Source organism: Achromobacter xylosoxidans (assembly GCF_001457475.1).
GTDB classification, from domain to species: Bacteria; Pseudomonadota; Gammaproteobacteria; order Burkholderiales; family Burkholderiaceae_B; genus Achromobacter; species Achromobacter xylosoxidans.
This window is the reverse complement of record NZ_LN831029.1, coordinates 6,784,173-6,807,182: the sequence shown is the minus strand read 5'-3', so window position 1 is coordinate 6,807,182 and position 23,010 is coordinate 6,784,173. Positions and strand designations below refer to the sequence as shown.

20 protein-coding genes are annotated in these 23,010 nt (G+C 64.0%); 9 read left to right on the top strand and 11 right to left on the bottom strand.

What is annotated here, in order from left to right:
- Positions 1–66: 66 nt before the first annotated feature.
- From AT699_RS30725 to AT699_RS30690, 8 genes are all read right to left on the bottom strand, one after another.
- Positions 67–252 (bottom strand): hypothetical protein, encoded by a 186-nt coding sequence (locus tag AT699_RS30725; RefSeq protein ID WP_024070813.1) that lies wholly within the window; start codon positions 250–252, stop codon positions 67–69.
- A 31-nt stretch (positions 253–283) separates the two neighbouring features.
- Positions 284–1,198 (bottom strand): TauD/TfdA dioxygenase family protein, encoded by a 915-nt coding sequence (locus tag AT699_RS30720; RefSeq protein ID WP_006389543.1) that lies wholly within the window; start codon positions 1,196–1,198, stop codon positions 284–286.
- Positions 1,199–1,423: 225 nt separating this feature from the next.
- The gene (locus AT699_RS30715; RefSeq protein ID WP_024070812.1) at positions 1,424–2,626 is read right to left on the bottom strand and encodes a M20 aminoacylase family protein; all 1,203 of its coding nucleotides are present in this window, start codon (positions 2,624–2,626) and stop codon (positions 1,424–1,426) included.
- Between the two features lie 132 nt (positions 2,627–2,758).
- Entirely contained in the window at positions 2,759–3,775 is a 1,017-nt protein-coding gene (locus tag AT699_RS30710) for an ABC transporter ATP-binding protein (RefSeq protein ID WP_024070811.1), read from the bottom strand.
- Positions 3,772–4,767: an ABC transporter ATP-binding protein gene (locus AT699_RS30705; protein WP_024070810.1), complete on the bottom strand. Its 996-nt coding sequence runs from the start codon at positions 4,765–4,767 to the stop codon at positions 3,772–3,774. Before AT699_RS30705 ends, AT699_RS30710 begins: the two co-directional genes overlap by 4 nt.
- A gap of 11 nt (positions 4,768–4,778) precedes the next feature.
- Positions 4,779–5,696, bottom strand: a complete 918-nt coding sequence (locus AT699_RS30700; RefSeq protein WP_024070809.1) for an ABC transporter permease — start codon at positions 5,694–5,696, stop codon at positions 4,779–4,781.
- Complete coding sequence (locus tag AT699_RS30695; protein WP_024070808.1) at positions 5,693–6,667, bottom strand: ABC transporter permease; 975 nt, start codon at positions 6,665–6,667, stop codon at positions 5,693–5,695. Before AT699_RS30695 ends, AT699_RS30700 begins: the two co-directional genes overlap by 4 nt.
- A gap of 22 nt (positions 6,668–6,689) precedes the next feature.
- Complete coding sequence (locus AT699_RS30690) at positions 6,690–8,276, bottom strand: ABC transporter substrate-binding protein (RefSeq protein WP_054442472.1); 1,587 nt, start codon at positions 8,274–8,276, stop codon at positions 6,690–6,692.
- A gap of 115 nt (positions 8,277–8,391) precedes the next feature.
- On the opposite strand from AT699_RS30690, the gene mnmE reads away from it, so the two are divergent.
- Positions 8,392–9,744: a tRNA uridine-5-carboxymethylaminomethyl(34) synthesis GTPase MnmE gene (gene mnmE / locus AT699_RS30685; RefSeq protein WP_058207548.1), complete on the top strand. Its 1,353-nt coding sequence runs from the start codon at positions 8,392–8,394 to the stop codon at positions 9,742–9,744.
- Positions 9,745–9,795: 51 nt separating this feature from the next.
- On the opposite strand, the gene AT699_RS30680 is transcribed toward mnmE, so the two are convergent.
- Positions 9,796–11,133 carry a hypothetical protein gene (locus AT699_RS30680; RefSeq protein WP_058207547.1) on the bottom strand — a complete coding sequence of 446 codons (1,338 nt, stop codon included), beginning with the start codon at positions 11,131–11,133 and terminating at the stop codon, positions 9,796–9,798.
- A gap of 131 nt (positions 11,134–11,264) precedes the next feature.
- On the opposite strand from AT699_RS30680, the gene AT699_RS30675 reads away from it, so the two are divergent.
- Entirely contained in the window at positions 11,265–11,720 is a 456-nt protein-coding gene (locus AT699_RS30675; protein ID WP_006389552.1) for a GNAT family N-acetyltransferase, read from the top strand.
- Positions 11,721–11,824: 104 nt separating this feature from the next.
- Here the strand turns inward: AT699_RS30675 and AT699_RS30670 are convergent, their stop codons facing one another.
- Positions 11,825–13,219 carry a ClcB-like voltage-gated chloride channel protein gene (locus AT699_RS30670; protein ID WP_006389553.1) on the bottom strand — a complete coding sequence of 465 codons (1,395 nt, stop codon included), beginning with the start codon at positions 13,217–13,219 and terminating at the stop codon, positions 11,825–11,827.
- Positions 13,220–13,710: 491 nt separating this feature from the next.
- Here AT699_RS30670 and AT699_RS30665 point away from each other — a divergent pair, with 491 nt between their 5' ends.
- From AT699_RS30665 to AT699_RS30645, 5 genes are all read left to right on the top strand, one after another.
- Positions 13,711–14,388, top strand: coding sequence for a response regulator (locus tag AT699_RS30665; protein ID WP_006389554.1), 678 nt, complete (start codon positions 13,711–13,713; stop codon positions 14,386–14,388).
- Positions 14,389–14,485: 97 nt separating this feature from the next.
- Positions 14,486–15,862 (top strand): sensor histidine kinase, encoded by a 1,377-nt coding sequence (locus AT699_RS30660; RefSeq protein ID WP_047992496.1) that lies wholly within the window; start codon positions 14,486–14,488, stop codon positions 15,860–15,862.
- A gap of 112 nt (positions 15,863–15,974) precedes the next feature.
- Positions 15,975–16,973: a Bug family tripartite tricarboxylate transporter substrate binding protein gene (locus AT699_RS30655; protein WP_006389556.1), complete on the top strand. Its 999-nt coding sequence runs from the start codon at positions 15,975–15,977 to the stop codon at positions 16,971–16,973.
- 119 nt (positions 16,974–17,092) lie between these two features.
- A complete protein-coding gene (locus AT699_RS30650; RefSeq protein WP_006389557.1) occupies positions 17,093–17,530 on the top strand; it encodes a tripartite tricarboxylate transporter TctB family protein in 438 nt (145 codons plus the stop codon).
- Positions 17,527–19,053 (top strand): tripartite tricarboxylate transporter permease, encoded by a 1,527-nt coding sequence (locus AT699_RS30645; RefSeq protein WP_006389558.1) that lies wholly within the window; start codon positions 17,527–17,529, stop codon positions 19,051–19,053. Before AT699_RS30650 ends, AT699_RS30645 begins: the two co-directional genes overlap by 4 nt.
- A gap of 162 nt (positions 19,054–19,215) precedes the next feature.
- Here the strand turns inward: AT699_RS30645 and AT699_RS30640 are convergent, their stop codons facing one another.
- Positions 19,216–20,382, bottom strand: coding sequence for a pyridoxal phosphate-dependent aminotransferase (locus tag AT699_RS30640; protein WP_006389559.1), 1,167 nt, complete (start codon positions 20,380–20,382; stop codon positions 19,216–19,218).
- Positions 20,383–20,496: 114 nt separating this feature from the next.
- Here AT699_RS30640 and AT699_RS30635 point away from each other — a divergent pair, with 114 nt between their 5' ends.
- Together AT699_RS30635 and AT699_RS30630 are read left to right on the top strand one after the other, a co-directional pair.
- Positions 20,497–21,531 carry an AbrB family transcriptional regulator gene (locus tag AT699_RS30635; RefSeq protein WP_035184325.1) on the top strand — a complete coding sequence of 345 codons (1,035 nt, stop codon included), beginning with the start codon at positions 20,497–20,499 and terminating at the stop codon, positions 21,529–21,531.
- Between the two features lie 231 nt (positions 21,532–21,762).
- Positions 21,763–21,969 (top strand): cold-shock protein, encoded by a 207-nt coding sequence (locus AT699_RS30630; RefSeq protein ID WP_006389561.1) that lies wholly within the window; start codon positions 21,763–21,765, stop codon positions 21,967–21,969.
- The last annotated feature ends 1,041 nt before the right edge of the window (positions 21,970–23,010 follow it).

Genomic DNA, 23,010 nt, shown 5'->3' with positions numbered 1-23,010 from the left:
CGTGGTTGCCGCGTACCGGACTATTTTAGGGATGCTGGGATATCCACAGGTCGGCGCGCGCGCCGATCAGTCGCGGCGGGGCGCGATGTCGGACGGCGCGACAGCCGCGGGCTGCGACGGCGCGGCATGGGCGCCGTCAGCCGCCAGCGCGGGCGTGGGCGAGGCCAGGGCCACCAGGGCCAACGCCAATGCCACGCCGGCCGCGGTGGCGGTGCGAACCAGTCGTTCGCGCAGGTCAGGTGACAGATTCATGGTGGTCCTTGTGGATAAGTCGCGCATCGGCCTAGAACGGCACGTCGCCCTCGATCGTGGTGCGGTACAGCTTGCGGCGCAGGTGGTCGGGCGTGCCGCCCGCCAGGTGGATGAGCGAGCGGTTGTCCCAGAACACCAGGTCGTGCGGCTGCCAGCGGTGGCGGTAGATGTGTTCGGGCCGCACGCTGTGCGCGAACAGTTCGTCCAGCAGTTGCCGGCTCTCGTCTTCCGGCAGGCCTTCGATGTGGGTGGTGAAGCCTTCGCTCACGAACAGGGCGCGGCGGCCATTCTCGGGATGGGTGCGCACCACCGGATGCGACACCGCCTGCACCTGCGCCACCTGCTGCGCGCTCAGGTTGGGCCGCCAGTTGCCTTCCTTCTGCAGCTGGCCGTACTTGGCCAGGTACGAATGCACCGCGCGCCTGCCTTGGACGGCGTTGCGCAGCGCGGCGGGCAAGGTGTCATAGGCCAGGTGCATGTTGGCGAACAGCGTGTCGCCGCCTTGCGCCGGCAATTCCTGCGCATGCAGCAGCGAGCCCAGGCTGGGCAGTTCCTTGTACGAGATGTCCGAATGCCAGTACTTGCCCGCATCGCCCAGGCCGACCGGCTTGCCGTTCTCGACGATGTTGGAGACGATCAGGATCTCGGGATGATTGGCCAGGTGGAACTGGTGCAGCACGTGGATCATCAGCGGCCCGAAGCGGCGGCTGAAGTCGATGTGCTGCTGCGGCGTGATGCGCTGGTCGCGGAACACCAGCAGGTGGTGGTCCAGATGCGCCTGGTGCACGCGCTTGAAGTCGGCGGGCGACAGTTCTTGTCCCAGGTCCAGGCCGATCAGTTCGGCGCCCACCGGGCCCGGCAGCGGCCGCAGCTCGAACGCCTGCGCGGCCGGGCGCGGCGGGACGGGGGCGGCCTCTTCGCGCCGCACGGCGTTGCTCTGGGACATCGGTCACTCCGGTTGGCGTGGCGGCGTTGCCGCCGGCGCTGAGATCCATCCGCGGATGGATCAGGAATGATCGATTATGGAAAGCGCGCCTTGTATCTCAAACGAAGTTATCGGCGTTTGAACAAAGCCTGGCGTCATATAGAAAAACCGCCCGGGGCAAGCGGGCGGTTTGTGGCGGCATGGCGCATAAGCAAATAACCGCAATGCCTGAAGCGCCGTGGCGCGCTACTTGTGCTTGGACAGGTAGGCCTCGACCAGCTTGACCCAATACGTCGCGCCGACCGGCAGCAGCGCGTCATTGAAGTCGTAGTTCGGATTGTGCAGCTGGCAGGGCCCCATGCCGTGATAGCTCTCCATGCGATGGTCGCCATCGCCGTTGCCCAGGAACAGGTAGGTGCCGGGCAGGGCTTCCAGGAAGAAGGAAAAGTCCTCGGCGCCCATGAAGGGCGGCATGTCGCGCACCACGTTCTCGGCGCCGAAGGTGTCCTCGGCCACCTGCGCGGCAAACGCGGTTTCCTTGTCCCAGTTCACCAGCGGCGGATAGGCGCGCACGAAGTCCAGCGTGCCGGTGCCGCCATACACTTGCGGCAGCGTGGTGGCGATGCGGCGCATGTCTTCCTCGATCTTGTCGAGCACCTCGACCGAATAGGTGCGCACCGTGCCGCGCAGCACCGCTTCGCCGGGAATCACGTTGTAGGCGTCGCCGGCATGGATTTGCGTGATCGACAGCACCGCTTGCTCCAGCGGATTCTTGCTGCGCGAGATCACCGTCTGCAGCGCATGCACCATGTCGGCCGCGACGATGATCGGGTCGACCGACGCATGCGGCTGCGCGGCGTGGCCGCCCACGCCCTTGATGACGATGTCCCAGCGGTTGCTCGACGCCATGGTGGGACCGGCGCGAAAGCCGAACTGGTTGACCGGCATGCCGGGCATGTTGTGGATGCCGAACACCGCGTCACAGGGGAATTTCTCGAACAGTCCATCCTGCATCATGGCGCGCGCGCCGGCGTTGCCGCCTTCCTCGGCCGGCTGGAAGATGAACACCACGGTGCCGTCGAAATCGCGATGCGTGGACAGGTATTGCGCCGCGCCCAGCAGCATCGTGGTGTGGCCGTCGTGGCCGCAGCCGTGCATGCGGCCGCTGATGGTGGACTTGTGCGCGAAGCGGTTGTGCTCGGGCATGGGCAGCGCGTCCATGTCGGCGCGCAGGCCGATGGTCTTGCCGCCGCTGCCGCCGCGCAGGACGCCGACCACGCCGGTTTTCCCCAACCCCGTGTGGACTTCCAGCCCCCATTGGCGCAGGCGCTCGGCCACCAGGTTGGAGGTGCGCGTTTCCTGGAAGGCCAGCTCGGGATGGGCGTGGATGTCACGGCGCAGTTCGGTCAGCGCACCGTGGGCGCGTTCGATTTCGGCTAGGGTTTTCATGGCGGTGGATAGGCGGAAGGGAATAGGGAGGAAAGGGCAGGACGCAAACGAGAGAACGGATGTCGTATGACAGCGTATCGGAAAATTCTCGCGCCCGTCGCCGGCCGCGTCCAGCGTTGTTACGGATTAGCGCTAGCGCGCGTCGTTCAGGTGGCAGGCGCTGAACTGCATCGGCGCCACCTCGCGCAGCAACGGCCGTTCGGTCTTGCAGCGCGGCATGGCGTGCGGACAGCGCGGATGGAAAGCGCAGCCCCCGGGCGGATCCAGCGGCGACGGCAGCTCGCCCTTGATCGGCTGGTAGCTGCGGCGCCCAGGCGTGAGCGTCGGCAGTTCCTTGAGCAGCGCCTGGGTGTACGGATGGTTGGCGCGCTGGAACACGGTATCGGTCGGCGCCAGTTCGACCACGCGGCCCAGGTACATGATGGCGACGCGATCCGAGATATGGCTCACCACGCTCAGGTTGTGGCTGATGAACAGGTACGTCAGGTCCAGCTCGTCGCGCAGTTGCTCGAACAGGTTCAGCACCTGCGCCTGGATCGACACGTCCAGCGCCGCCACGGCCTCGTCGCACACGATCACCGAGGGTTTCAGCGCCAGCGCGCGCGCGATGCCGATGCGCTGGCGCTGGCCGCCCGAGAACTGGTGTGGATAACGCTGCGCGAAGGCCGGGTCCAGCCCCACCTGGCGCATCAGGCCGGCGACGTACTCGGCCTTGTCGCGCGCGCGGATAAGGCCATGCGCCACCGGCGCCTCGCCGATGATCTCGCGTACCCGCATGCGCGGGTTGAGCGAGGCGTAAGGGTCCTGGAAGATCATCTGCACGCCCAGCTCGTAGGCGCGCCGCTGCGGGCCCGCCATGGCCTTCACCGCCTGGCCCTGGTAGTGCACCTCACCGGAAGAGGGCGGCAGGATGCCCGAGACGATGCGACCCAGCGTCGATTTGCCGCAGCCGGATTCGCCGACGATGCCGATGACCTCGCCCGGCTGCACGTCCAGGTCCACGCCGGCCACGGCGTGCACCACCTGCGTCTTCAAACCCGCGCCCAGCAGGTTGGCGATGCGGCCGGCCAGGTCCACGCGTTGCGTGAAGCGCAGCTCCACGCCGCGCAGCGACAGGATGGGGGCGGCGTTGCGATCGGCGGCGCTCATTGGACCTCCGGCGCGCCGGCATGCCAGCAGCGCACCCATTGCGCCGGGCGCACCTCCACGGGCTGCGGTTCGGTCAGACAGGCCTCGCTGGCGCGCGGGCAGCGCCCGCGAAACGCACAGCCCTGCGGCAAGTTGAGCAGCGACGGCGTCATGCCGGGAATCGGCACCAGCGGCCGGCCGCGCGATTCCGGCGTGGGAATCGAGGCGATCAGGCCGTGCGTGTAGGGATGCATCGGATGGCTGATGACGTCGCGCGTGCTGCCGGTCTCGACCACGCGGCCGGCGTACATCACCGACACGCGGTCGGCCAGCCCCGCCACCACCGCCAGGTCGTGCGTGATCCACACCAGGCCGGTGCCGGTCTCTCGGCACAGCTTCTGCACTTCGAACAGGATCTGCCCCTGGATGGTCACGTCCAGCGCCGTGGTGGGTTCATCGGCGATGATGACGCGCGGCGAATTCAGCAGCGCGATCGCGATCGCCACGCGTTGCCGCATGCCGCCGGACAACTGGTGCGGATAGGTGCGCAGGCGTTCCTGCGGCGACGGGATGCCGACCATCGTCAGCGTCTGCAGGGCGCGTTCACGCGCCTGTTCGCGCGACACCTTTTGGTGCGCCTGTACCGCTTCGATCATCTGCGTATCGACGCGCAGCACCGGGTTCAGCGTCATCATCGGGTCCTGGAAGATCATGGCGATCTCCTGGCCGCGCAACTGCCGCCAGCGCGCGGGCGACGCGCCGCGCAGGTCTTCGCCGTTCAGGCGCAGCTCGCCCTCGACGATGCGGCCCGGTTCATCCAGCAGGCCCATCAGCGAGAAACCGGTGATGCTCTTGCCCGAACCCGATTCGCCCACCAGCCCCAGGATCTCGCCCTCGGCCACCGTCAGGTCGACGCCATCGACCGCCTTGACCACGCCGTTGCGGGTGAAGAAATGCGTCTTCAGTCCGCGCACATCGAGCACCGGCGACTTTTCCACAGCTTGTATCTGCATCGCGTCCGCCCTCAGTTCGCGTGGCGCGGGTTGAGCACATCGCGCAGGTGGTCGCCCACCAGGTTGATGGCGATGATGGCCAGCGCCAGCGCGATGCCGGGGAAGAACGAGATCCAGTACTGGCCCGACAGCAGGTACTCGAAGCCGTTGTAGATCAGCATGCCCAGCGACGGCTCGGTCACCGGCACGCCCACGCCCAGGAACGACAGCGTGGCTTCCAGCGCGATGGCGTGAGCCAGGTCGATGGTGGCGATTACGATCAGCGGCGGCATGCAGTTGGGCAGCACGTGGCGGAACAATACCCGCCCCCACGACAGCGACATGCAGCGCGCCGCCTCGACGTATTCCTTGCCGCGCTCGACCAATGCGGCGCCGCGCGCGGCGCGGGCGAAATAGGCCCACTGCACCACGATCAGCGCGATGATCACCTTATCCACACCCTTGCCCAGGATCGCCAGCAGCATCAGCGCCACCAGGATCGCCGGGAACGACAACTGGATATCCACAATGCGCATCAGCAGCGCGTCGATGCGCCCGCCGAAGTACGCCGCGATCAGGCCCACGGTGGCGCCGATGCCGAACGCCGCCAGTACCGACACGGTGGCCACCAGCAGGCTGGTGCGCATGCCGTACAGGATCGCCGACAGCAAGTCACGCGCCTGGCCATCGGTGCCCAGCCAGTAATGCATGCTGCCGTCGCCGCTTTCGCTGCCGGGCTTGAGCTTGGAATCCATGATGTCCAGCGATGCCAGGTCATACGGATTCTGCGGCGCGATCCACGGCGCCAGCAAGGCGGCGCCGACGATCAGCACCAGCATCACCAGGCCCAGCGTGGCCAGCTTGCTGGCGAAGAAATCGCCCAGGAAGCGGCGCCACGGCGTCTGTTCCCTGGCGGCGGCGGGTACGGCAGCAGTCACGGGGGCGGTCATCGGCGGCTATCCAGGCGTACGCGGGGATCCAGCACCGTATAGATGATGTCCACCACGAGGTTCAGCATCACAAGGAAGAACACGATCAGCAGCAGGTACGCCACCACCACCGGCCGGTCCAGGTTGATGATGGAATCGATCAGCAGCTTGCCCATGCCGGGCCACGAGAACACCGTCTCGGTCACCACCGCGAAGGCCATCACCTGGCCGAACTCCAGGCCCGCCACTGTCACCACGGGGATCAGGATGTTCTTGAGCAGGTGCACGCCCAGCACGCGCTTTTCCGACAGGCCCTTGGCGCGCGCGAACTTGATGTAGTCCATCGGCAGCGCCTCGCGCGTGGCGGCGCGGGTCACGCGGATGATCATGGCGCACTTGGCGAAGGCGATGGTGGCGGCCGGCAAGGCCAGGCTCAGCCAGCCGTCCAGCGTCAGCACGCTCAACTGCAGCGAACCGATGCTGACGGTCTGGCCGCGGCCGCCGGCCGGCACCCAGCCCAGCATCACCGCGAACACCATGATGAGCATCAGGCCCACCCAGAAATTGGGCAGCGAGAACCCCAGCACCGATCCCGTCATGATGGCGCGCGAGCCGGCCGCCTTGGGCTTGAGGCCCGCGATGATGCCCAGCGGCACGCCGATCAGCACCGACAGCAGCATGGCCACACAGGCCAGCTCGACGGTGGCCGGCATGCGCTCCAGGATCAGGCGCATGGCTGGTTCGCCGGTCAGGAAGCTGTTGCCGAAATCACCGCGCACCGCCTGGCCCATGAAGATCAGGTACTGCCGCCACAGCGGCAGGTCCAGGCCCAGCGAGGCGCGGATGGCGGCGCGCTGCGCCTCGGTGGCCTCCGGACTGGCCAGCATCGACACCGGATCGCCGACCATGTAGATGCCGGCGAAGACCAGCGCCGACATGACCATCATGACGACGATGGTTTGCAGCAGCCTTCGTACGATTGTCGCTAGCACAGGATACCGCCCGCGACGTGCGTCACTTCTTCAGCGTAGCGAACTGCGCCAGCGTGACCTGGTCGGGACGGCCCTGGTAGCGGATGTCGTTCTTCATCGCCCACACCGACAACTCGAAGTGCACCGGCAGCATGGCGTAGTCATCCATGGCGATGTTGCTGGCCTTGGACAGCAGCTCGGCGCGCTTGGCGTCATCCATGGTGGACGAGGCTTCCTTCACCAGCTCGTCCATCTTGGGATTGGAATAGCGGCTACGGTTGGTGGTGCCCAGGCCCGCCTCGGGATTGCGCGTCACCAGGAGCGAGGTCAGCGCGTTCGACATCTCGCCGCTGGTCACCGACCAGCCAGCCAGGTAGGCCGAGAACGCATAGCTGTCGCGATTCTTGAAGAACACCGGCGGCGCCATGGCGTCGACGCTGGTCTTGACGCCCACGCGGGTCCACATCGACGCGATCGCCTGCGCCACCTTGGAATCGTTGACGTAGCGGCCCGACGGCGAGCCCAGCGTGATCGAGAAACCGTTGGGATAGCCGGCTTCCTTCAACAGCGCCTTGGCCTTTTCGACATCGGCCTTGGGCGCCTTGGAATGTTCCTTGCTGGAACCGAACATGGGGTAGGGCAGAAGATTGCCGGCGGGCAGCGCCACGCCCCCCATCACGCGCTCGACCAGCGCATCGCGGTTGAGCGCCAGCGACAGCGCTTCGCGCACGCGCTTGTCTTTCAACGGATTTTTGTCGGTGCCCTGGATGCCGGGCGAGGGCTCGGCGTACTGGTCCAGCGCCACGTACACCACGCGTACCGACGGCGTCTCTTCGACATACAACTTCTTGTCGCCCTTGAGCTTGGGCAGGTCATCGGTCGGGGGATCCTCGATCATGTCGACGTCGCCGGCCAGCAGGGCCGCCACGCGCGCCGCGGCATTGCTGATCGGGCGATAGATCACCTTGTCCCACACGGGCTTCTTGCCCCAGTAGTTTTCATTGCGCGCCAGCACGAATTCGGCGCCGCGCTTCCACGACACGAACTTGTACGGGCCGGTACCGATGAGGCCGTCGCCGCTGTTCAATTCCGTGGTGGTCTTGCCTTCGGCCGCGGGGCCGGAGGCGGCCTTCTTCGACATGATGGGCAACTGCGCCAGGTTCACCAGCAGGTTCGGCGCCACTTCCTTGGTGGTGATGCGCAGGGTCATCGGATCCACCGCTTCGGCCTTGGCCACCGAGCCCAGGTACAGCGTGAACGGCGACGGGCTGTTCGGCACCTTGGGCACGCGGTCATAGGTGAAGACCACGTCCTCGGCGGTGAACGGCGACCCATCGGAGAACTTCACGCCGGGCCGCAGCTTGAAGGTCCACACCTTGCCATCGACGGTCCAGGACTCGGCCAGCGCCGGCACCGGCTTGAGCTGCGCGTCGGTGGCCACCAGCGTGTCGAAAATGGTCTGGGAGATCTGGGTGTTCGGCGTCAACGCGTGGTACTGCGGATCCATCGATGATGGCTCGGTCTTCAGCCCGATCACCAGGTCGCGCGCCAGCGCCGAATTGAGGGTGCCGAAGGCCAGCAGAACCGCTACCGAACCACAGGCCAACACACGCGAAAACCGAGATGCCATCATGATCTCCCAGGGTTGTTTCGGGTTTTAAACCTCTGGCGCACCTTAACCAGCAAACAAGGCCCCGCGCAACAGTTATATTCCCCTATTGTCCTTGCCTCGCGTTGTCCCCGATATGTCCGTCCATGCCCCTATTGCCGCCATTGCAACCGCCCCCGGAAGAGGTGGCATCGGTGTCGTGCGCGTTTCTGGTGCGGACCTGTCCGAATTGGTGCGTCGCCTGTTCCAGCGCGAACTCACGCCGCGTCACGCGCACTATCTGCCGTTCAAGGCGGTCGATGGCGAACTGCTCGACGAAGGCATCGCGCTGTACTTCAAGGGGCCGCATTCCTACACCGGCGAAGACGTGCTGGAACTGCAGGGCCACGGCGGACCCGCGGTCCTGCGCCGCGTGCTCGACAGCTGCCTGGCGGCGGGCCGCGACCTGGGCCTGCGGCTGGCCGAGCCGGGTGAATTCACCCGCCGCGCGTTCCTCAATGACCGCATGGATCTGGCGCAGGCCGAGGCCGTCGCCGATTTGATCGAAGCCTCGTCGGTGGCCGCCGCGCGCGGCGCCATGGCGTCGCTGTCGGGCGACTTCTCGGCGCGCGTCAACGACCTGTCCGACCGCATCATCCACCTGCGCATGCTGGTCGAGGCCACGCTCGATTTTCCCGAAGAGGAAATCGACTTCCTCGAGAAATACCAGGCGCGCCCCACGCTGGAAAAGCTGGCCGGCGACCTCGGTCATCTCATCGCCCAGGCGCGCCAGGGTGTGATCCTGCGCGAAGGCCTGCATGTGGTGCTGGCCGGCCAGCCCAACGTCGGCAAATCCAGCCTGCTCAATGCCCTGGCCGGCGACGACGTTGCCATCGTCACACCGATCGCCGGCACCACGCGCGACAAAGTGGTGCAACAGATCCATATCGACGGCGTGCCGCTGCACATCGTCGACACCGCCGGCCTGCGCGAAACCGAGGACACCGTGGAAAGCATCGGCATCGCCCGCAGCTGGCAGGAAATCGAGCGCGCCGACGTCATCCTGCACCTGCAGGACGCCACCCAGCCCGGCGACGAACTGGACGCGCAGATCACCGCGCGCCTGCCGCCGCGCACGCCAGTGCTGAAGGTTTTCAACAAGGTGGACCTGTTATCCACAGCCTTTGCGGCCGGCCCCGGCGAACTCGGCATCTCGGCCAAGCGCGGCGCGGGCCTGGACGCGCTGCGCGCCGAGCTGCTACGCATCGCCGGCTGGAATCCCGGCGCCGAGTCGCCCTGGCTGGCGCGCGAACGGCACCTGCACGCGCTGCAGGATGCCGCCGATCACCTGGCGCTGGCCGTGGAACACGCTGAACAGGACGACCGCGTGCTGGACCTGTTCGCCGAGGAACTGCGGCTGGCGCATGACAGCCTGTCGAGCATCACCGGGAAGTTCACCAGCGATGATTTGTTGGGCGAGATCTTTTCCAGCTTTTGCATCGGGAAGTAGCGTTACCCGTTTCTGCCACCGTCTCGCCACCTGCGCTGAGAGCCCCGCCCCTCAGAGGGACAGCTTCAACTCCGCCGACATGTTGTAAAGGCGCCTGCCCACCGATTCGCCATGCTTATCGAACGGCATTACGGTCACATAGAGCGGGCCACCTCCCTTGGGAGCGGGGAGTTCTATATGGGTTGATTTAGTTTCCAGGAACGCGACATCCTTGGGCGGCGTTTTGTACAGACTGTCGTACATTTCCGGCTTCCAGCCACCCACGAAGTACTTTTTGACGCTCTCGGGCGCGTCGATGTCCTGATAATTCCATCCCCTGCTGCGCGACGACACATAGACACGATAGCCAAGAAGATCATTGTCCGAGTCGCGCGCGGGCAACCATTCAACGAGGAATTTTCCCCTTTTCACTTTCACGTTCTTGAAATCAGGTGGATCAGGTTCGTACTTCGGTCCAAAGTCGGTGAGTTTCCAGCGATTGGTAGTCGTCTCGTAATAGTTCCATCCATACCACTTGGAGTCCGCAGCCTCTTCCGGCGTGGCGGTCTTGTAGTAGTAAGCCGCGTCAAGGCCCGCCAGGGCTTGACTGGAGAAGTAGTAGTAGGACGGATAGACTGGAGATTTATCCCCCCCGCCACTTGGCCCCGGAGCCACGTACACCAGGAAATGAGAAGGGGACTTATCGATGAGAAATGGGTTGTTTGCGAGTTCGGCAACGGAAGGGATACGCCCATTGATCATTACGGGGGGGCCGCCCACAAGGTCAGCTTCAAAGAGGTGCCAACCTCCGTCGTAATAAATCTCCGTGGTGATATGGGCATGGGCTTGCACCAGACTGGTCTTGTAGCCCGCCGCTTCGAACAAGTCTGCGGCAACACGGGCAACACCACCACAACGCATTTCGCCCAGCTTGAGAAGCACAATCGGATCGAATACTGCTTGTTTGTCTTCGTACATCGGTTGGACATACGGATTGTGGTACGCCGCCTTGTAGAGGAAGTCCAGGACGGCCAGGTGGCGTTCCTGGTTTGTTTTCGCGCCTGCGGTCAATTTCTTGAAGATCTCTCGCAGGGCAGTCAGACGGTCAACATCTGCCAGCTTTTTCTCGACCTTGGCAAGGTACGCAAATGGGTAGTCGTACGTTATGTCGATCTGATCAATCGGCTTATTGAGTCGACTCGGGCTGTATCTCGGATTGAAGTAGTCCGTCCCGATACGCATGTACCGTTCAGGATCAAAACGACTCAGGTACTCCTCAGTGGTAATGGATGCTTGTGCTGTTTGCTGTGAGGCCTGGCCGTTCTCCGCAACGTTTTTGTAGACATAGCCACCCGCGACGACAATGGCCGCCAAGGACAGCAACAGTCTGGATCTCAATTTCTTGAACAAAACTCAGGTCTCCAAATTTCCATCTATACAGCTGGTAGAAATAGTTAGCATATGCACGTATTTCAGGAAATTATAGGTCTGAAGGATTCAGTATTGGTTTTTTTTCGAAACCAACCGATTGGAGCCACGACATGGGACACATCATCCGCCCCGCCGTCGCGGAGGATCTGCCCACGGTGGAGCACATCGTCCACGATGCCTATCGCCATTACGTCGCGCGCATCGGCGCCACGCCGGGACCAATGCGCGACGACTACCGCGCACGTATCGTCCGGGGACAGGTGCAAGTAGTGGAGGACGAAGCCGGTATCCAGGCCGTGCTGGTCCTGGTGCATGAAAGGGACTGCCTGCTGCTGGACAACGTGGCGGTCTCGCCCGCTGCGCAAGGACGTGGCTATGGCCGCGAACTGATGCGATGGGCGGAGAGCGTGGCGCGGCAGGCGGGCTACCGCCGCATCCGGCTATACACACAGGAAGCGATGATCGAGAACATCGCCATCTATCAACGCTATGGCTATGTCGAGACCCACCGCGCCGAGGAAATAGGCTTGAAGCGGGTATTCATGACCAAGCAGCTTGATCCGTGACTCCACATTAAATGAGCAATTGCTCATTTATAGAATATGAGCTTTTGCTCATACCTATCTTCAAGGCACTTAAAGAGGAAATTCCAGGAGAGGAAATTCCAGAATCACGCATCTCGAGACTTTCCCGCCGTCAACGCGAGCGCCCCCTTCAAGGTCTCGCGCGCAAGACGATTGCTGGCCAATGACTTCGCGTACACCGAATCCGGTCGAATGCGCTGCGCAATGACAAAACCCGTGATGCACGCCAGCATCAACGGCAACATCACCTCATAGCTCAACGTCATCTCGAAAATCATCAATATCGACATCAGCGGCGCGTAGGTCGTGGCCGCCAGCAACGCCCCCATGCCCACCACCGCGTAGCTCGATACCGCGGACAGGTCGCCGGCGGGAAACAGCGCATGCAAACCGGAACCATACAGGGCGCCGACGGCAGCCCCCACGAACAGCGTCGGCGTGAATACCCCGCCGATCGCGCCGGAACCGACGCTGGCGCCGGTGGCCACGATCTTGAACAGCAGGATCGCCGCCACCGCCTGCCAGGCCCATTCGTCGGTATGCAGCATGCTGTTGACCACGCTGTAGCCGTTGCCCCAGACCTCGGGCTTGAACACCGACAGGGCGCCCACCACCAGTCCGCCGAGCGCCATCTTGGCCCACAACGGCAGCGTCAGCCGACGAAACAGCGCCTTCGATGCATCCAGGAACCGCAGGAATTGCGGCGCCACCATCCCTGCGATGAGGCCCAGCCCCAGGTAATTGGCCACTTCCCAGCCCGACACGAAATCGAACGGCGGCATATGGAACACCGCGTCGTAGTGCAGGATCTGGCGCGTCACGATGTTGGCGACCACCGATGACACCACCAGCGGCACCAGGGTGGCCGACGCTATGGCGCCATAGACGATCTCAGAAATGAACAGCGCGCCGGCAATCGGCGCGTTATAGGCGGCCGTGATCCCGGCGGTGGCGCCGCACGCCACCAGCAGCCGCAGATGCCGCGGCGGCAGCACCAGGTAGCGGCCCGACAACGACGAGAACATCGCCGCCAACTGCACCATCGGCCCTTCGCGGCCAATCGAAGCCCCGGAACCGATTGAAAACAAAGAAGAAATGCTACGCGCCACGGTCTGGCGAAAGCCGATCACGCCGCGGCCGATGGCAATGGCCTCCATATAGTCGGCGGCCCCGCGCGGCGGCAGCCGGCGAGCGGCCACCTGCAGGATCAACCCGGCGATCGCGCCGCCGGCCGCCGGCAGCAGCAGCCGTTCCCAGGACGACATGCCGCGCGCCAGCGACACCATGCCATGCGGCGAATCGACCCCGCCCAGCAGCATCTGGATCCAGCCCAGCAGTTCCCGAAAGATCACCGTTGCCAGCGCGCCGGCCAGCCCCATCAGGGCTGCCGCGCACAGCGTCGCAGGAAGATTGTCGGCCAGCAAACGGCCTCTCAGCCAGGTTGCCCAGGCCGGTTTCTTGATTCTGAGTTGTCTTGCCATGGGCGGATTCTACGGCGGAAACCTGCTCACTTTTTGTTCAGCCGGACGTCAACCACGGCGGGACGCCACCCCTCACAGGGCCGATTCGGGCAACGCCTCCAGGGGCCTTTACGGGCCTGCAAAGAGGCGAAAACCAGGGTAGGCAACCAGCGTTTTTTCGGGGTAAAAGTGCCGCTGCCCGACCCGGTTTGGCAGAAGAGGGCTGTGGATAACTCCTAAGGCGGCAGGTTGTGCACATTGTGTGGAGGCGAGTTGAACAAGCAGGGGTTTTGGACGAGGTCCGAAATCTTGTCCAACTTCGGCTCTTTTTCCACACAGAGTTCTTGCACAGCCAAAAACGCCCGCAAGTCGATGAAAAAAAACGGGTTTCCAAGGTTAAGGTAGTTATCCACAGGCCTTATTAATCATTAGTCTTTATATAAAGAGAAATACAGGGAAAAGACAAACATGCTTTCTCCTATCTCCCAGCCACACCCCCCCGGACTCCGTCCATGCGCATCCTCCTGATAGAAGACGAAGCGGAACTTGCCCGCTGGCTGTCCAGAAGCCTGGCCCGACATGCGGGCTTCGTTGTCGAATGGGCTGACGACGGATTGGTCGCCGAAAGAAGGTTGGCCGTCGAAGAATTCGATGCGGTCATCCTCGACCTGGGACTTCCCGGCATGGATGGCCATACCTTGCTGGCGAAGATCCGCGCGCGGGACGACCGCACGCCGGTGCTGGTCCTGACCGCGCGCGATTCATTGGCCGAAAAAATCGGGACACTTCACGAAGGCGCGGACGATTTCCTGCCGAAACCGTTTGTTGTGGAAGAGTTGGAAGCGCGCCTGATCGCACTGGTGCGTCGCAGCCGTGGCCGTGAACACCCGCGACTCACCCTGGGAAACCTGGTTTTCGAGACTTCGGGGCAAAAGTTCACGGTCTCGGGACAGGCTTTGCAGTTATCCCCACGTGAACACGCCGTACTGCGGGTGTTGATCCAGAAAAGCGGCGAACCCATCAACAAGCAGCAGATCCTCGACCGCATCGTGACCGACGATGCTGACATCAACCTCGAAGCCATCGAGGTACTGGTACACCGCCTGCGCAAGAAATTGGCGGAAACCGGCGTGCAGATCACCACCATGCGGGGCATGGGCTACTGCCTGGAGAACGCTGTTGACAACTAGTTTTCCGGAAAAAACCCCGGTTTCCAGGAAAAAAAACCGCAATCGCACCCTGAAAACGCAGTTGCTCTGGTGGTTGATCCCCACCCTGGTGCTGGTGATGATGGGCGCCCTGTGGCTGTCCAACCACCAGCTGCGCAACCAGGTCGACATTGCCTACGACCGTTCGCTTGCCGGCGCGCTGCGCGCGATCGACCACAACATATCCACAGCCAGCGGTGGATTAGCCATGGAGCAGCCGTATCTGATGCTGGAATTTTTCGAGTTGACGGCCAATGGCAGCGTGTTCTACCGCGTGGCCACCGAGGACGGCCTGGCCGAGATCGGCCATCCCGGGCTGCCGATGCCGGCCCAGCCGCTGGTTTCGGGCGAACCGCAGTTCTTCTACGCCACCTACCAGGGGGCTCCCGTACGCGTGGCCGCGCTGGCGCGGGCCATGGATCCACCGCTGTACGCAAACAAAGGGGGACGGGTTATCGTCCAGGTCGCCGAAGGGCTGGAAAGCCGCCAGGCCTTCCTGCACCAGGTGCTGGTGCGTTCGGTCGAACGCGACCTGGCCGTGATCCTGATCAGCGTGCTGGTGATCGTCCTGGGGGTTTTCATGGCCCTGCGCCCCCTGGAGCGCCTGCGCCAGGAAGTGGAAAGGCGCTCCGCGGACGATTTAAGCCCCGTCAGCGCGTCCGAGATGCCAGGGGAGGTCCTACCCCTGGTCGCCGCCGTAAACCTCCACATGGCCCGCTACGCGGCCCAGGCGAGGGTCCAGAGCCAGTTCCTGGACGACGCCTCGCACCAATTGCGCACGCCGCTGTCGGTCCTACGGACCCAGACCGCCTACGCCCTGCGTGAAACATGCCCCCAGGAGGTCCGTACAGCCCTTCTGGCGATGCAGGAGGGGTTGGACAGGGCGGTACGCACCACCAACCAGATGCTGGCCCTGGCGCGCGCTAAAGACGCCTCGCTGGCCGAAGGCGGCCTGGCGGCCGAACCGGTGGATCTGGCCGCGCTGGCCCACGGGGTCATCCGGACCCTGTTGCCGACCGCCCGGGCCCGCCAGATCGACATCGGGCTCGATGCCGGCGACGACCCGCTGGTGGTGCAGGGCGTGGACTGGCTGCTGCGCGAGGCCGCCAGCAACCTGGTCGACAACGCCATCCGCTACACCGCCCCGGGTGGCGTGGTGACCGTGGTGGTGCGCCGCCAAGCCGGTCAGGCCAGCCTGGCGGTGGAGGACAGCGGCCCGGGCATGTCGGCCGAGGACATTGCCCGCGCCGGCATCCGGTTCCGCCGGGGCGCGGCCGGCAAGAACAAGCCCGGCGCGGGATTGGGGCTGGCCATCGTCGATACCATCGCCGGATTGCTGGGCGCCCGCCTGGTGCTGGAGAACCGGACGCCGTTGGCCGGCCTGCGCGCGGCGCTGGTGTTTTCCCTGGAAACGGCCCCGTATGTTGCGCCGCACCAGGAAAATGGCGATTTTTGAAAGGTTCTGGAAAGCTTCGATTTTGTACGGTTGCATCCGCTGGAGTCCGATCAGGCGACAGACCGCCTCGATCGCCAGCCCTGACTAGACCTATAAATTCGGAGACGCAAGAATGCAGACCAGCCTCAAGCTGCGCCTGGCCGCCGTCGCGGCGCTCGGCGCGATCACCCTGTCCCTGGGCACCGCCCACGCCGCCGACGAACCGCGCCGGCCGGAATGCATCGCGCCGGCCCAACCCGGCGGCGGCTTCGACCTGACCTGCCGCCTGGCCACCGAGGGCCTGAAGCAGAGCGGGGCGCTCAAGAGCGCCATGCGCATCGTCTACATGCCGGGCGGCATCGGCGCGGTGGCCTACAACAACATCGTCGCCCAACACCCCAACGAGCCCGGCACCATCGTGGCGTTCTCGGGCGGTTCGCTGCTGAACCTGGCGCAAGGCAAGTTCGGCAAGTACAACGTCGACGACGTGCGCTGGCTGGCGGCCATCGGCACCGACTACGGTGTGGCCGTGGTGCGCAACGATTCGCCGTACACCGACCTGAAGGGCCTGATGGAAGCCTTCAAGCAGGACCCGACCAAGATCGTGCTGGGCGCCGGCGGCACCGTCGGCAGCCAGGACTGGATGAAAGCCGCACTGACCGCCAAGGCGGCCGGCGTCGATTTCAAGAAGATGCGCTTCGTTGCCTTCGAAGGCGGCGGCGAGGCCGTGACCGCGCTGCGCGGCGGCCATATCCAGGCCTACATGGGTGATGCCGCCGAGGCCTTCACCATGCTCGAAGGCGGCGCTCCCATCCGCGTGCTGGCGGTCTTCAACGACCAGCGCCTGCCGGGCAAGCTGGGCACGGTGCCCACCGCGAAAGAGCAGGGCTACGACATCGTCTGGCCCATCATCCGCGGCTTCTACGTCGGTCCCAAGGTGTCCGATGCCGACTACCAGTTCTGGGTCAACGCCTTCAATCGCGTCGCCGCGGCGCCCGAGTTCGCCAAGCTGCGCGAACAGCAGGGACTGTTCCCCTTCAACAAGACCGGCGCCGACCTCGATGCCTACGTGAAGCAGCAGGTCAAGCAATACGCCGAACTGGCCGACTCTTTCGGCCTGGTCAAGAAATAAGCCGCAAGGCTTGCCTACCGACCGCGTGCGGGTTAACGCGCACCTTGCGCCGCCGGCTCCCAGCCGGAGGCCGGGGCGGGCTTGCGCCGCGCGGTCCTTCTACCAACGGAAAGCTGATCATGAACGATCGAATCCTGGGCATCGCGGCGCTTGCGCTGGCGGCCTTCATGACCTGGGCAGGGTGGGGCATCGAAGCGCCGTTCGCCTATGAACCGGTGGGCCCGCGCGCCTTCCCGTTGCTGCTGGCGCTGATCATCGGCCTGTGCGGTCTGCGCCTGGCCTACAAGGGCGGCAACGCGGTCGAGCCGAACCCCGCCGGCGCCAACGGCCGCATCGCGTTGATGGTGGTGTTCGCCGCCGCGTATGCGTTCCTGTTCCAGTGGCTGGGTTTCATCATCGCCACCGCGTTGATGACGGTCTTCGTCGGCCGCCTGTTCGGCGGCGGCTGGGTCAAGTGCGCGATTGGCGGCATCGTCATGAGCGCTTTCTTCTACGTGCTGTTCGACAAGGTGCTGGACGTGGTCCTGCCCGGCGGGCTGCTGGAGAACCTGATATGAGCGGAATCCTCGATCATCTATCGATCGGCTTTGGCGTGGCGTTCTCGTGGACCAACATTCTGGTGGCCGCGATCGGTTCGTTCTTCGGCACCATGGTGGGCGTGCTGCCGGGCCTGGGGCCGATCAACGGCGTGGCAATGCTGATCCCGATTGCCTTCGCCATGAACCTGCCGCCCGAGACCGCGCTGATCCTGCTGGCGGCGGTGTACGTGGGCGCGGAATACGGCGGCCGCATCACCTCGATCCTGCTCAACGTGCCGGGCGAGGCAAGCGCCATCATGACGACGCTGGACGGTTATCCATTGGCGCGCCAGGGCCTGGCCAACGTCGCGTTGTCGCTGTCGGCGTGGTCCGCCTTCTTCGGCGCGATCGTGTCGGTGGTGGGCATCATCCTGCTGGCGCCGCTGCTGGCCAAATGGGCATTGGCGTTCGGTCCGGCCGAGTATTTCGTGCTGATGATCTTCGCCTTCTGCTGCCTCACCAGCCTGCTCGGCAAGCAACCCATCAAGGGCGTGCTGGCGGCAATGATCGGCCTGTCGATCTCGGTCATCGGCGTGGATGCGAACTCGGGCGTATACCGCTATACCTTCGACTCCGTGCACCTGGCCGATGGCATCGATTTCGTGGTCGTGGTGATCGCCTTGTTCGCGGTCAGCGAGATGCTGGAAATGCTCGAGAAGGTGATGGCGGGCCACAGCGTCGAGGTCAAACCCAGCGGCCGCAAGCTGTTCAATTTGAAGGAGCTGGCGTTCACCTGGTGGAGCGTGGTGCGCAGCGCATTGGTGGGCTTCGGTGTCGGCGTGTTGCCGGGCGCCGGCGCCAGCGTGGCCGCGGCCGTGGCGTACTCGCAGGAAAAGCGCATCATCGAAGCCAAGGACCCGGATGCCAAGTTCGGCAAGGGCGACATGCGCGGCCTGGTGGCGCCCGAAGCCGCCGCCACCTCGTCGGCCATCGGTTCGTTCGTGCCCATGCTGACGCTGGGCGTGCCGGGCTCGGGCACCACCGCGGTGATGATGGGGGCGCTGACGCTCTACAACATCACGCCGGGTCCAGTGCTGTTCGACTCCAAGCCGGAGCTGGTGTGGGGCCTGATCGCTTCGCTGTTCGTGGCCAACGTGCTGCTGTTCGTGATGAACGTGCCGATGGTGCGCCTGTTCTCGAAAGTGCTGTCGGTACCGGGCTGGCTGATGGTGCCGGGCATCCTGTGCATCAGCTACATCGGCGTGTATGCGATCAACGCGGGCACCTTCGATCTGCTGCTGGTGGCAGGCATCGGCACGTTGGGCTATTTCCTGCGCAAGTTCGGTGTGCCGATGGCGCCGCTGGTGCTCGGCGTGGTGCTGGGCGACATGATGGAACAGAACCTGCGTCGCGCCTTGTCGATGACCGACGGCAATGTGTCGGTGCTGTTCGCCAGCCCGGTCGCGATCGCCTTGTGGACCGCGGCCATCGCCGTGGTGATTGTCCCGCAGCTCCTGCGCCGTATGCGCAAGGCCAGGAAGGCAGTCGCCGAACCGGTGTGATGGATCCGCGCGCCGGCCTGTCCGCGAAGGCCGGCCGGCTGCGACCGAGGCACCGGTCATTGCAAGGGAGCGCCGCGGCGCTCCTTTTTTTCATGGGCGACATGCGGATGAAAAGAAAAACGCCCCGGCGGGGCGTTTCCAGTCGGCGTGTGTCGCGTGGCGTCAGACTTGCGCCAAGCGCTCCAGCGCCGCGTCCAGCGTCGCGTCTTTCTTGGCGAAGCAGAAGCGCACGATACGGTGGTTGGAGTCGGCGGCGTCGGGCCGTTGATAGAAGGCGGAAACCGGGATCACCGTCACGCCATGCCGCACTGTCAGATCGCGCGCGAAGTCCGCTTCGTTCTGTTTGGATATCTCGCTGTAGTCCGCCAACAGGAAGAACGTGCCCGGGCTGGGCAGCGGCTTGAAGCGCGTCTTGGCCAGGCCTTGCGAGAGGCGATCGCGCTTGGCCTGGTAGAAGGCTGGCAAATCCAGGTAGGGCTTGGGATCGCGCATGAACTCGGCCAGCGCGAACTGCATCGGCGACGGCACGGTGAACACCATGAACTGGTGCACCTTGCGCAGCTCCGCGCTGAGCTGGCGCGGCGCGCAGCAATAGCCGATTTTCCAGCCGGTGGTGTGGTAGGTCTTGCCGAACGACGAGATCACGAAAGCGTGTTCAGCCAGCAGCGGACGGCGCGCAATGCTCGCATGCGGCTTGCCGTCGAACACGATGTGTTCGTAGACCTCGTCCGACACCAGCAGCACGCCGGTGTCGCGCACGATGGCTTCGAGCGCGTCCAGGTCGCTGTCGTCCAGCACCGCCCCGGTGGGGTTGTGCGGGAAGTTCAGCATCAGCAGGCGGGTCTTGGAAGTGATGGCGTCGCGCACGCGTTGCCAATCGATGCGGTAGTACGGATCGTCCGAGGTGGGCGCGCGCAGCGGCACCGGCACCGCGGTGCCGCCGGCAAGGCGGATGGCCGGCAGGTAGGAGTCGTAGCAGGGCTCGATGACGACCACTTCGTCGCCGCTGCCGACCGCGGCCAGCACGGTGGCCATCAGCGCTTCGGTGGCGCCGCTGGTGACGGTGATCTCGGTTTCGGGATCGTAGGCGCGGCCGTACAGCGACTGCGTCTTGGCGGCGATGGCCTCGCGCAGCGGCGCCACGCCGGGCATGTAAGGGTACTGGTTGTGGCCGTCGGCCATGGCCTTGCTGACCAGCGCGCAGAGCGCGGGATCGGGATCGAAGTCCGGAAAGCCCTGGCCCAGGTTGATGGCCTTGTGCTCGATGGCCAGGCGGCTCATGACGGTGAAGATGGTGGTGCCGACGTCGGGAAGTTTGGATCGGATCATGGTGGACGCGAAAAGGAACGCTGGGTGTGCGCAAGAGTTTTCGTAAGTATCCCACTAACTCATAATTCGGGATTCTCATGAGCTTATGGCGTGGGCGGTATCGTGTTTCGGAACATGTTGTGGAGGGTGGCGGGCGGTTTGGCGATTGCACTGGCCGGCGCGTTGCTGGCGGTGTGGGCGCATCTGCCGCTGCCGTGGATGCTGGGCGCGTTGCTGCTTACCGCGGCGGTGCGGATCGCGGGCGGGGCAACGGTGTGCCCGCGGCCGGCGCGCAATGCCGGCCAATGGGTGATCGGCACTTCGCTGGGCCTGTATTTCACGCCGCAGGTGATCGGCCATATCGGCGCCAATGCCGGTCCCATCGTCGTGGGCATGCTGTTCGCATTGGGGCTGGCATTCATCGGCACCGCGCTGTTGCGGCGCTATACCGACGTCGATTTCAAGACCGCGTGGTTTGCTTCGGCTATTGGCGGTGCCAGCGAAATGGCCAGCCTGGCCGAACGCCACGGTGCCCGTATCGACCGCGTGGCGACCGCGCACAGTGTGCGCGTGCTGCTGGTGGTGGTGACCGTGCCGTTCATCTTCCAGTGGTGGGGCGTGGCGGGCCTGGATCCGACGGTGCCGGGTCCGCGTACGGTGCACGCTGGCGGGCTGGCAGCGCTGGTTGCGCTGACCTGCGTGGGGGGGCTGTGCTTCATGAAACTGCGCTGGCCCAATCCCTGGGTATTGGGACCGATGCTGGCGGCGATGACTCTGACTGCATGCGGCATCGAGCTTTCCGCCTTGCCCGATTACGTGCCGAAGGTCGGCCAGTTGCTTATCGGTTGGTCGCTGGGTGATCGTTATCGGCCGGACTTCTTTCGTGCCGCGCCGCGCTTCATCGCGGTGGTGGCGGCTTTCACCGTGGTGGCGCTGGCCTTGGCGTTCGGCCTGGGCGCCTTGTTGTCGCTATGGTCGGCGGCGCCGATACCGACGCTCATCCTGGGCACCACGCCGGGGGGAATCGCCGAGATGGCCATCACTGCCAAGGTGCTGCAGCTGGGCGTGCCCGTGGTGACTGCGTTCCATGTGACCCGCATGGTGTTCGTCGTGCTGGTCACCGGCCCGATGTACGCGTTCCTGGCGCGTCGCAACGCAAATTCCGCGTAGCGGTATTGGGTTCCAGTCAGAAAAATACGACATTGGGGAAAACAACTATATGAGTCTGTAATGCTGGATGAGTATGCTGGTTTCCGCAGTTGATTCAAGCAGCGCGCGGACTTGTCTGCCGCTTTTGCGGCAAGCGAGAACGCAGCAGCAACGCAGGTATCCCTACCGGTCGTTCAGTTCTCACGGCGTCCTTGATTCATTGCATCTCGTTAATTACAGGACGCTAGGAAAATGGCTCAGAAGGGCAAAGTTAAGTGGTTCAACGCTGACAAGGGTTACGGTTTCATTACGCCGGACGCCGGCGGTACCGATGTTTTCGCACACTTTTCCGCCATCCAGGGCCGCGGCTATCGCAGCCTGAACGAAGGCCAGGAAGTCGAATTCGAAGTCAAGGATGGTCCGAAAGGACCTCAAGCGGCCGAAATTCGCCCGCTCTAAATCGGGAAATCCCAATTTCCCGTGTGCCAGGCCAGGCCTGGCTACAACGCCCCAGAACCTCGCGGTCTGGGGCGTTGTTTCTTTGGGGCCGCGGCGCATTCTCACGCACTGCATAGAGACAGTTAGTAATCACTAACATATTCTCGGCCTTTGGATAAGTTTGTGGATAATTATTTTCGGGCATGAGCAATTCGTTGCGCAGTAATGAAGCAACGGCGCGTTCGGAATAATGGTTTTGCACATTTTTGGGTTGAATCCATGGTGTTGTCCTACCGCCATCGGCCGCGGGCTGGCAGCACTCTTTCCCCAAGGGCATGCAGGGGGAAATAACGCATTTCCCCAGGAAAACCAGGCATTTACGCCTTTTTTTCAATGCCGCCGCCGGCCATTCTCCCGCAGCCGGACGAGACGGCTTTTCACCAGGAACGGCATTTTTGCCGTTTCCAGGCACGGTTGTTCACAAAGATATCCCCATCCCGGTTATGCACAGAATGATGCCTGGATTAGCCAAAAGGCGAGCGTTCAACCTGTGGATAGAAATGGGGATAGCGGCTCTTTGCCGAAGGGGGAAGGCGCCCGCCGCGCGACGTCTGATGTCATGGACACTGGATTGCCGCGCGTCTTGAAGGACCGCGGCGGACTTCATGTGAAGGAATTTCACGGCGCGAATCGGCAAGCGACTTTTCCACAACCTGCGGTCCACATTGCCGGCGGGCGTCCGTGCCTCGGCCGAAAGGATGATGGCGCAAAGGACCGGCGAGGAGCAAGATGATTGTCCGCCCATCCATTGGCTTTGGGAGTTATGCACAAAGGGTGGTGGCCGACCGACACATAAGAGTCTGTGGACAAGGTGATGGTCAGGCGCGGCGGTTGGACTGGCGAAGAGAATCGAAGTTCCCGCGCTTGCGGTCGAGAGGTGGGCAGGTCTGACTACCTGGGCCGGCCGATCTGGAATGTCGTGACCTGGCTGCGAGGCTTGCTTATCGGATCGATAGTCGAAGCTTATCCACATTTTTGTCCACCGGAATGCGCATGTCGCAC

Excerpts from the sequence above, each read along its gene's own strand:
- AT699_RS30725 (WP_024070813.1), bottom strand. The coding sequence starts at position 252 with ATGAATCTGTCACCTGACCTGCGCGAACGACTGGTTCGCACCGCCACC.
- AT699_RS30720 (WP_006389543.1), bottom strand. The coding sequence starts at position 1,198 with ATGTCCCAGAGCAACGCCGTGCGGCGCGAAGAGGCCGCCCCCGTCCCG.
- AT699_RS30715 (WP_024070812.1), bottom strand. The coding sequence starts at position 2,626 with ATGAAAACCCTAGCCGAAATCGAACGCGCCCACGGTGCGCTGACCGAA.
- AT699_RS30710 (WP_024070811.1), bottom strand. The coding sequence starts at position 3,775 with ATGAGCGCCGCCGATCGCAACGCCGCCCCCATCCTGTCGCTGCGCGGC.
- AT699_RS30705 (WP_024070810.1), bottom strand. The coding sequence starts at position 4,767 with ATGCAGATACAAGCTGTGGAAAAGTCGCCGGTGCTCGATGTGCGCGGA.
- AT699_RS30700 (WP_024070809.1), bottom strand. The coding sequence starts at position 5,696 with ATGACCGCCCCCGTGACTGCTGCCGTACCCGCCGCCGCCAGGGAACAG.
- AT699_RS30690 (WP_054442472.1), bottom strand. The coding sequence starts at position 8,276 with ATGGCATCTCGGTTTTCGCGTGTGTTGGCCTGTGGTTCGGTAGCGGTT.
- mnmE (WP_058207548.1), top strand. The coding sequence starts at position 8,392 with ATGTCCGTCCATGCCCCTATTGCCGCCATTGCAACCGCCCCCGGAAGA.
- AT699_RS30675 (WP_006389552.1), top strand. The coding sequence starts at position 11,265 with ATGGGACACATCATCCGCCCCGCCGTCGCGGAGGATCTGCCCACGGTG.
- AT699_RS30670 (WP_006389553.1), bottom strand. The coding sequence starts at position 13,219 with ATGGCAAGACAACTCAGAATCAAGAAACCGGCCTGGGCAACCTGGCTG.
- AT699_RS30665 (WP_006389554.1), top strand. The coding sequence starts at position 13,711 with ATGCGCATCCTCCTGATAGAAGACGAAGCGGAACTTGCCCGCTGGCTG.
- AT699_RS30660 (WP_047992496.1), top strand. The coding sequence starts at position 14,486 with ATGATGGGCGCCCTGTGGCTGTCCAACCACCAGCTGCGCAACCAGGTC.
- AT699_RS30655 (WP_006389556.1), top strand. The coding sequence starts at position 15,975 with ATGCAGACCAGCCTCAAGCTGCGCCTGGCCGCCGTCGCGGCGCTCGGC.
- AT699_RS30650 (WP_006389557.1), top strand. The coding sequence starts at position 17,093 with ATGAACGATCGAATCCTGGGCATCGCGGCGCTTGCGCTGGCGGCCTTC.
- AT699_RS30645 (WP_006389558.1), top strand. The coding sequence starts at position 17,527 with ATGAGCGGAATCCTCGATCATCTATCGATCGGCTTTGGCGTGGCGTTC.
- AT699_RS30640 (WP_006389559.1), bottom strand. The coding sequence starts at position 20,382 with ATGATCCGATCCAAACTTCCCGACGTCGGCACCACCATCTTCACCGTC.
- AT699_RS30635 (WP_035184325.1), top strand. The coding sequence starts at position 20,497 with ATGTTGTGGAGGGTGGCGGGCGGTTTGGCGATTGCACTGGCCGGCGCG.
- AT699_RS30630 (WP_006389561.1), top strand. The coding sequence starts at position 21,763 with ATGGCTCAGAAGGGCAAAGTTAAGTGGTTCAACGCTGACAAGGGTTAC.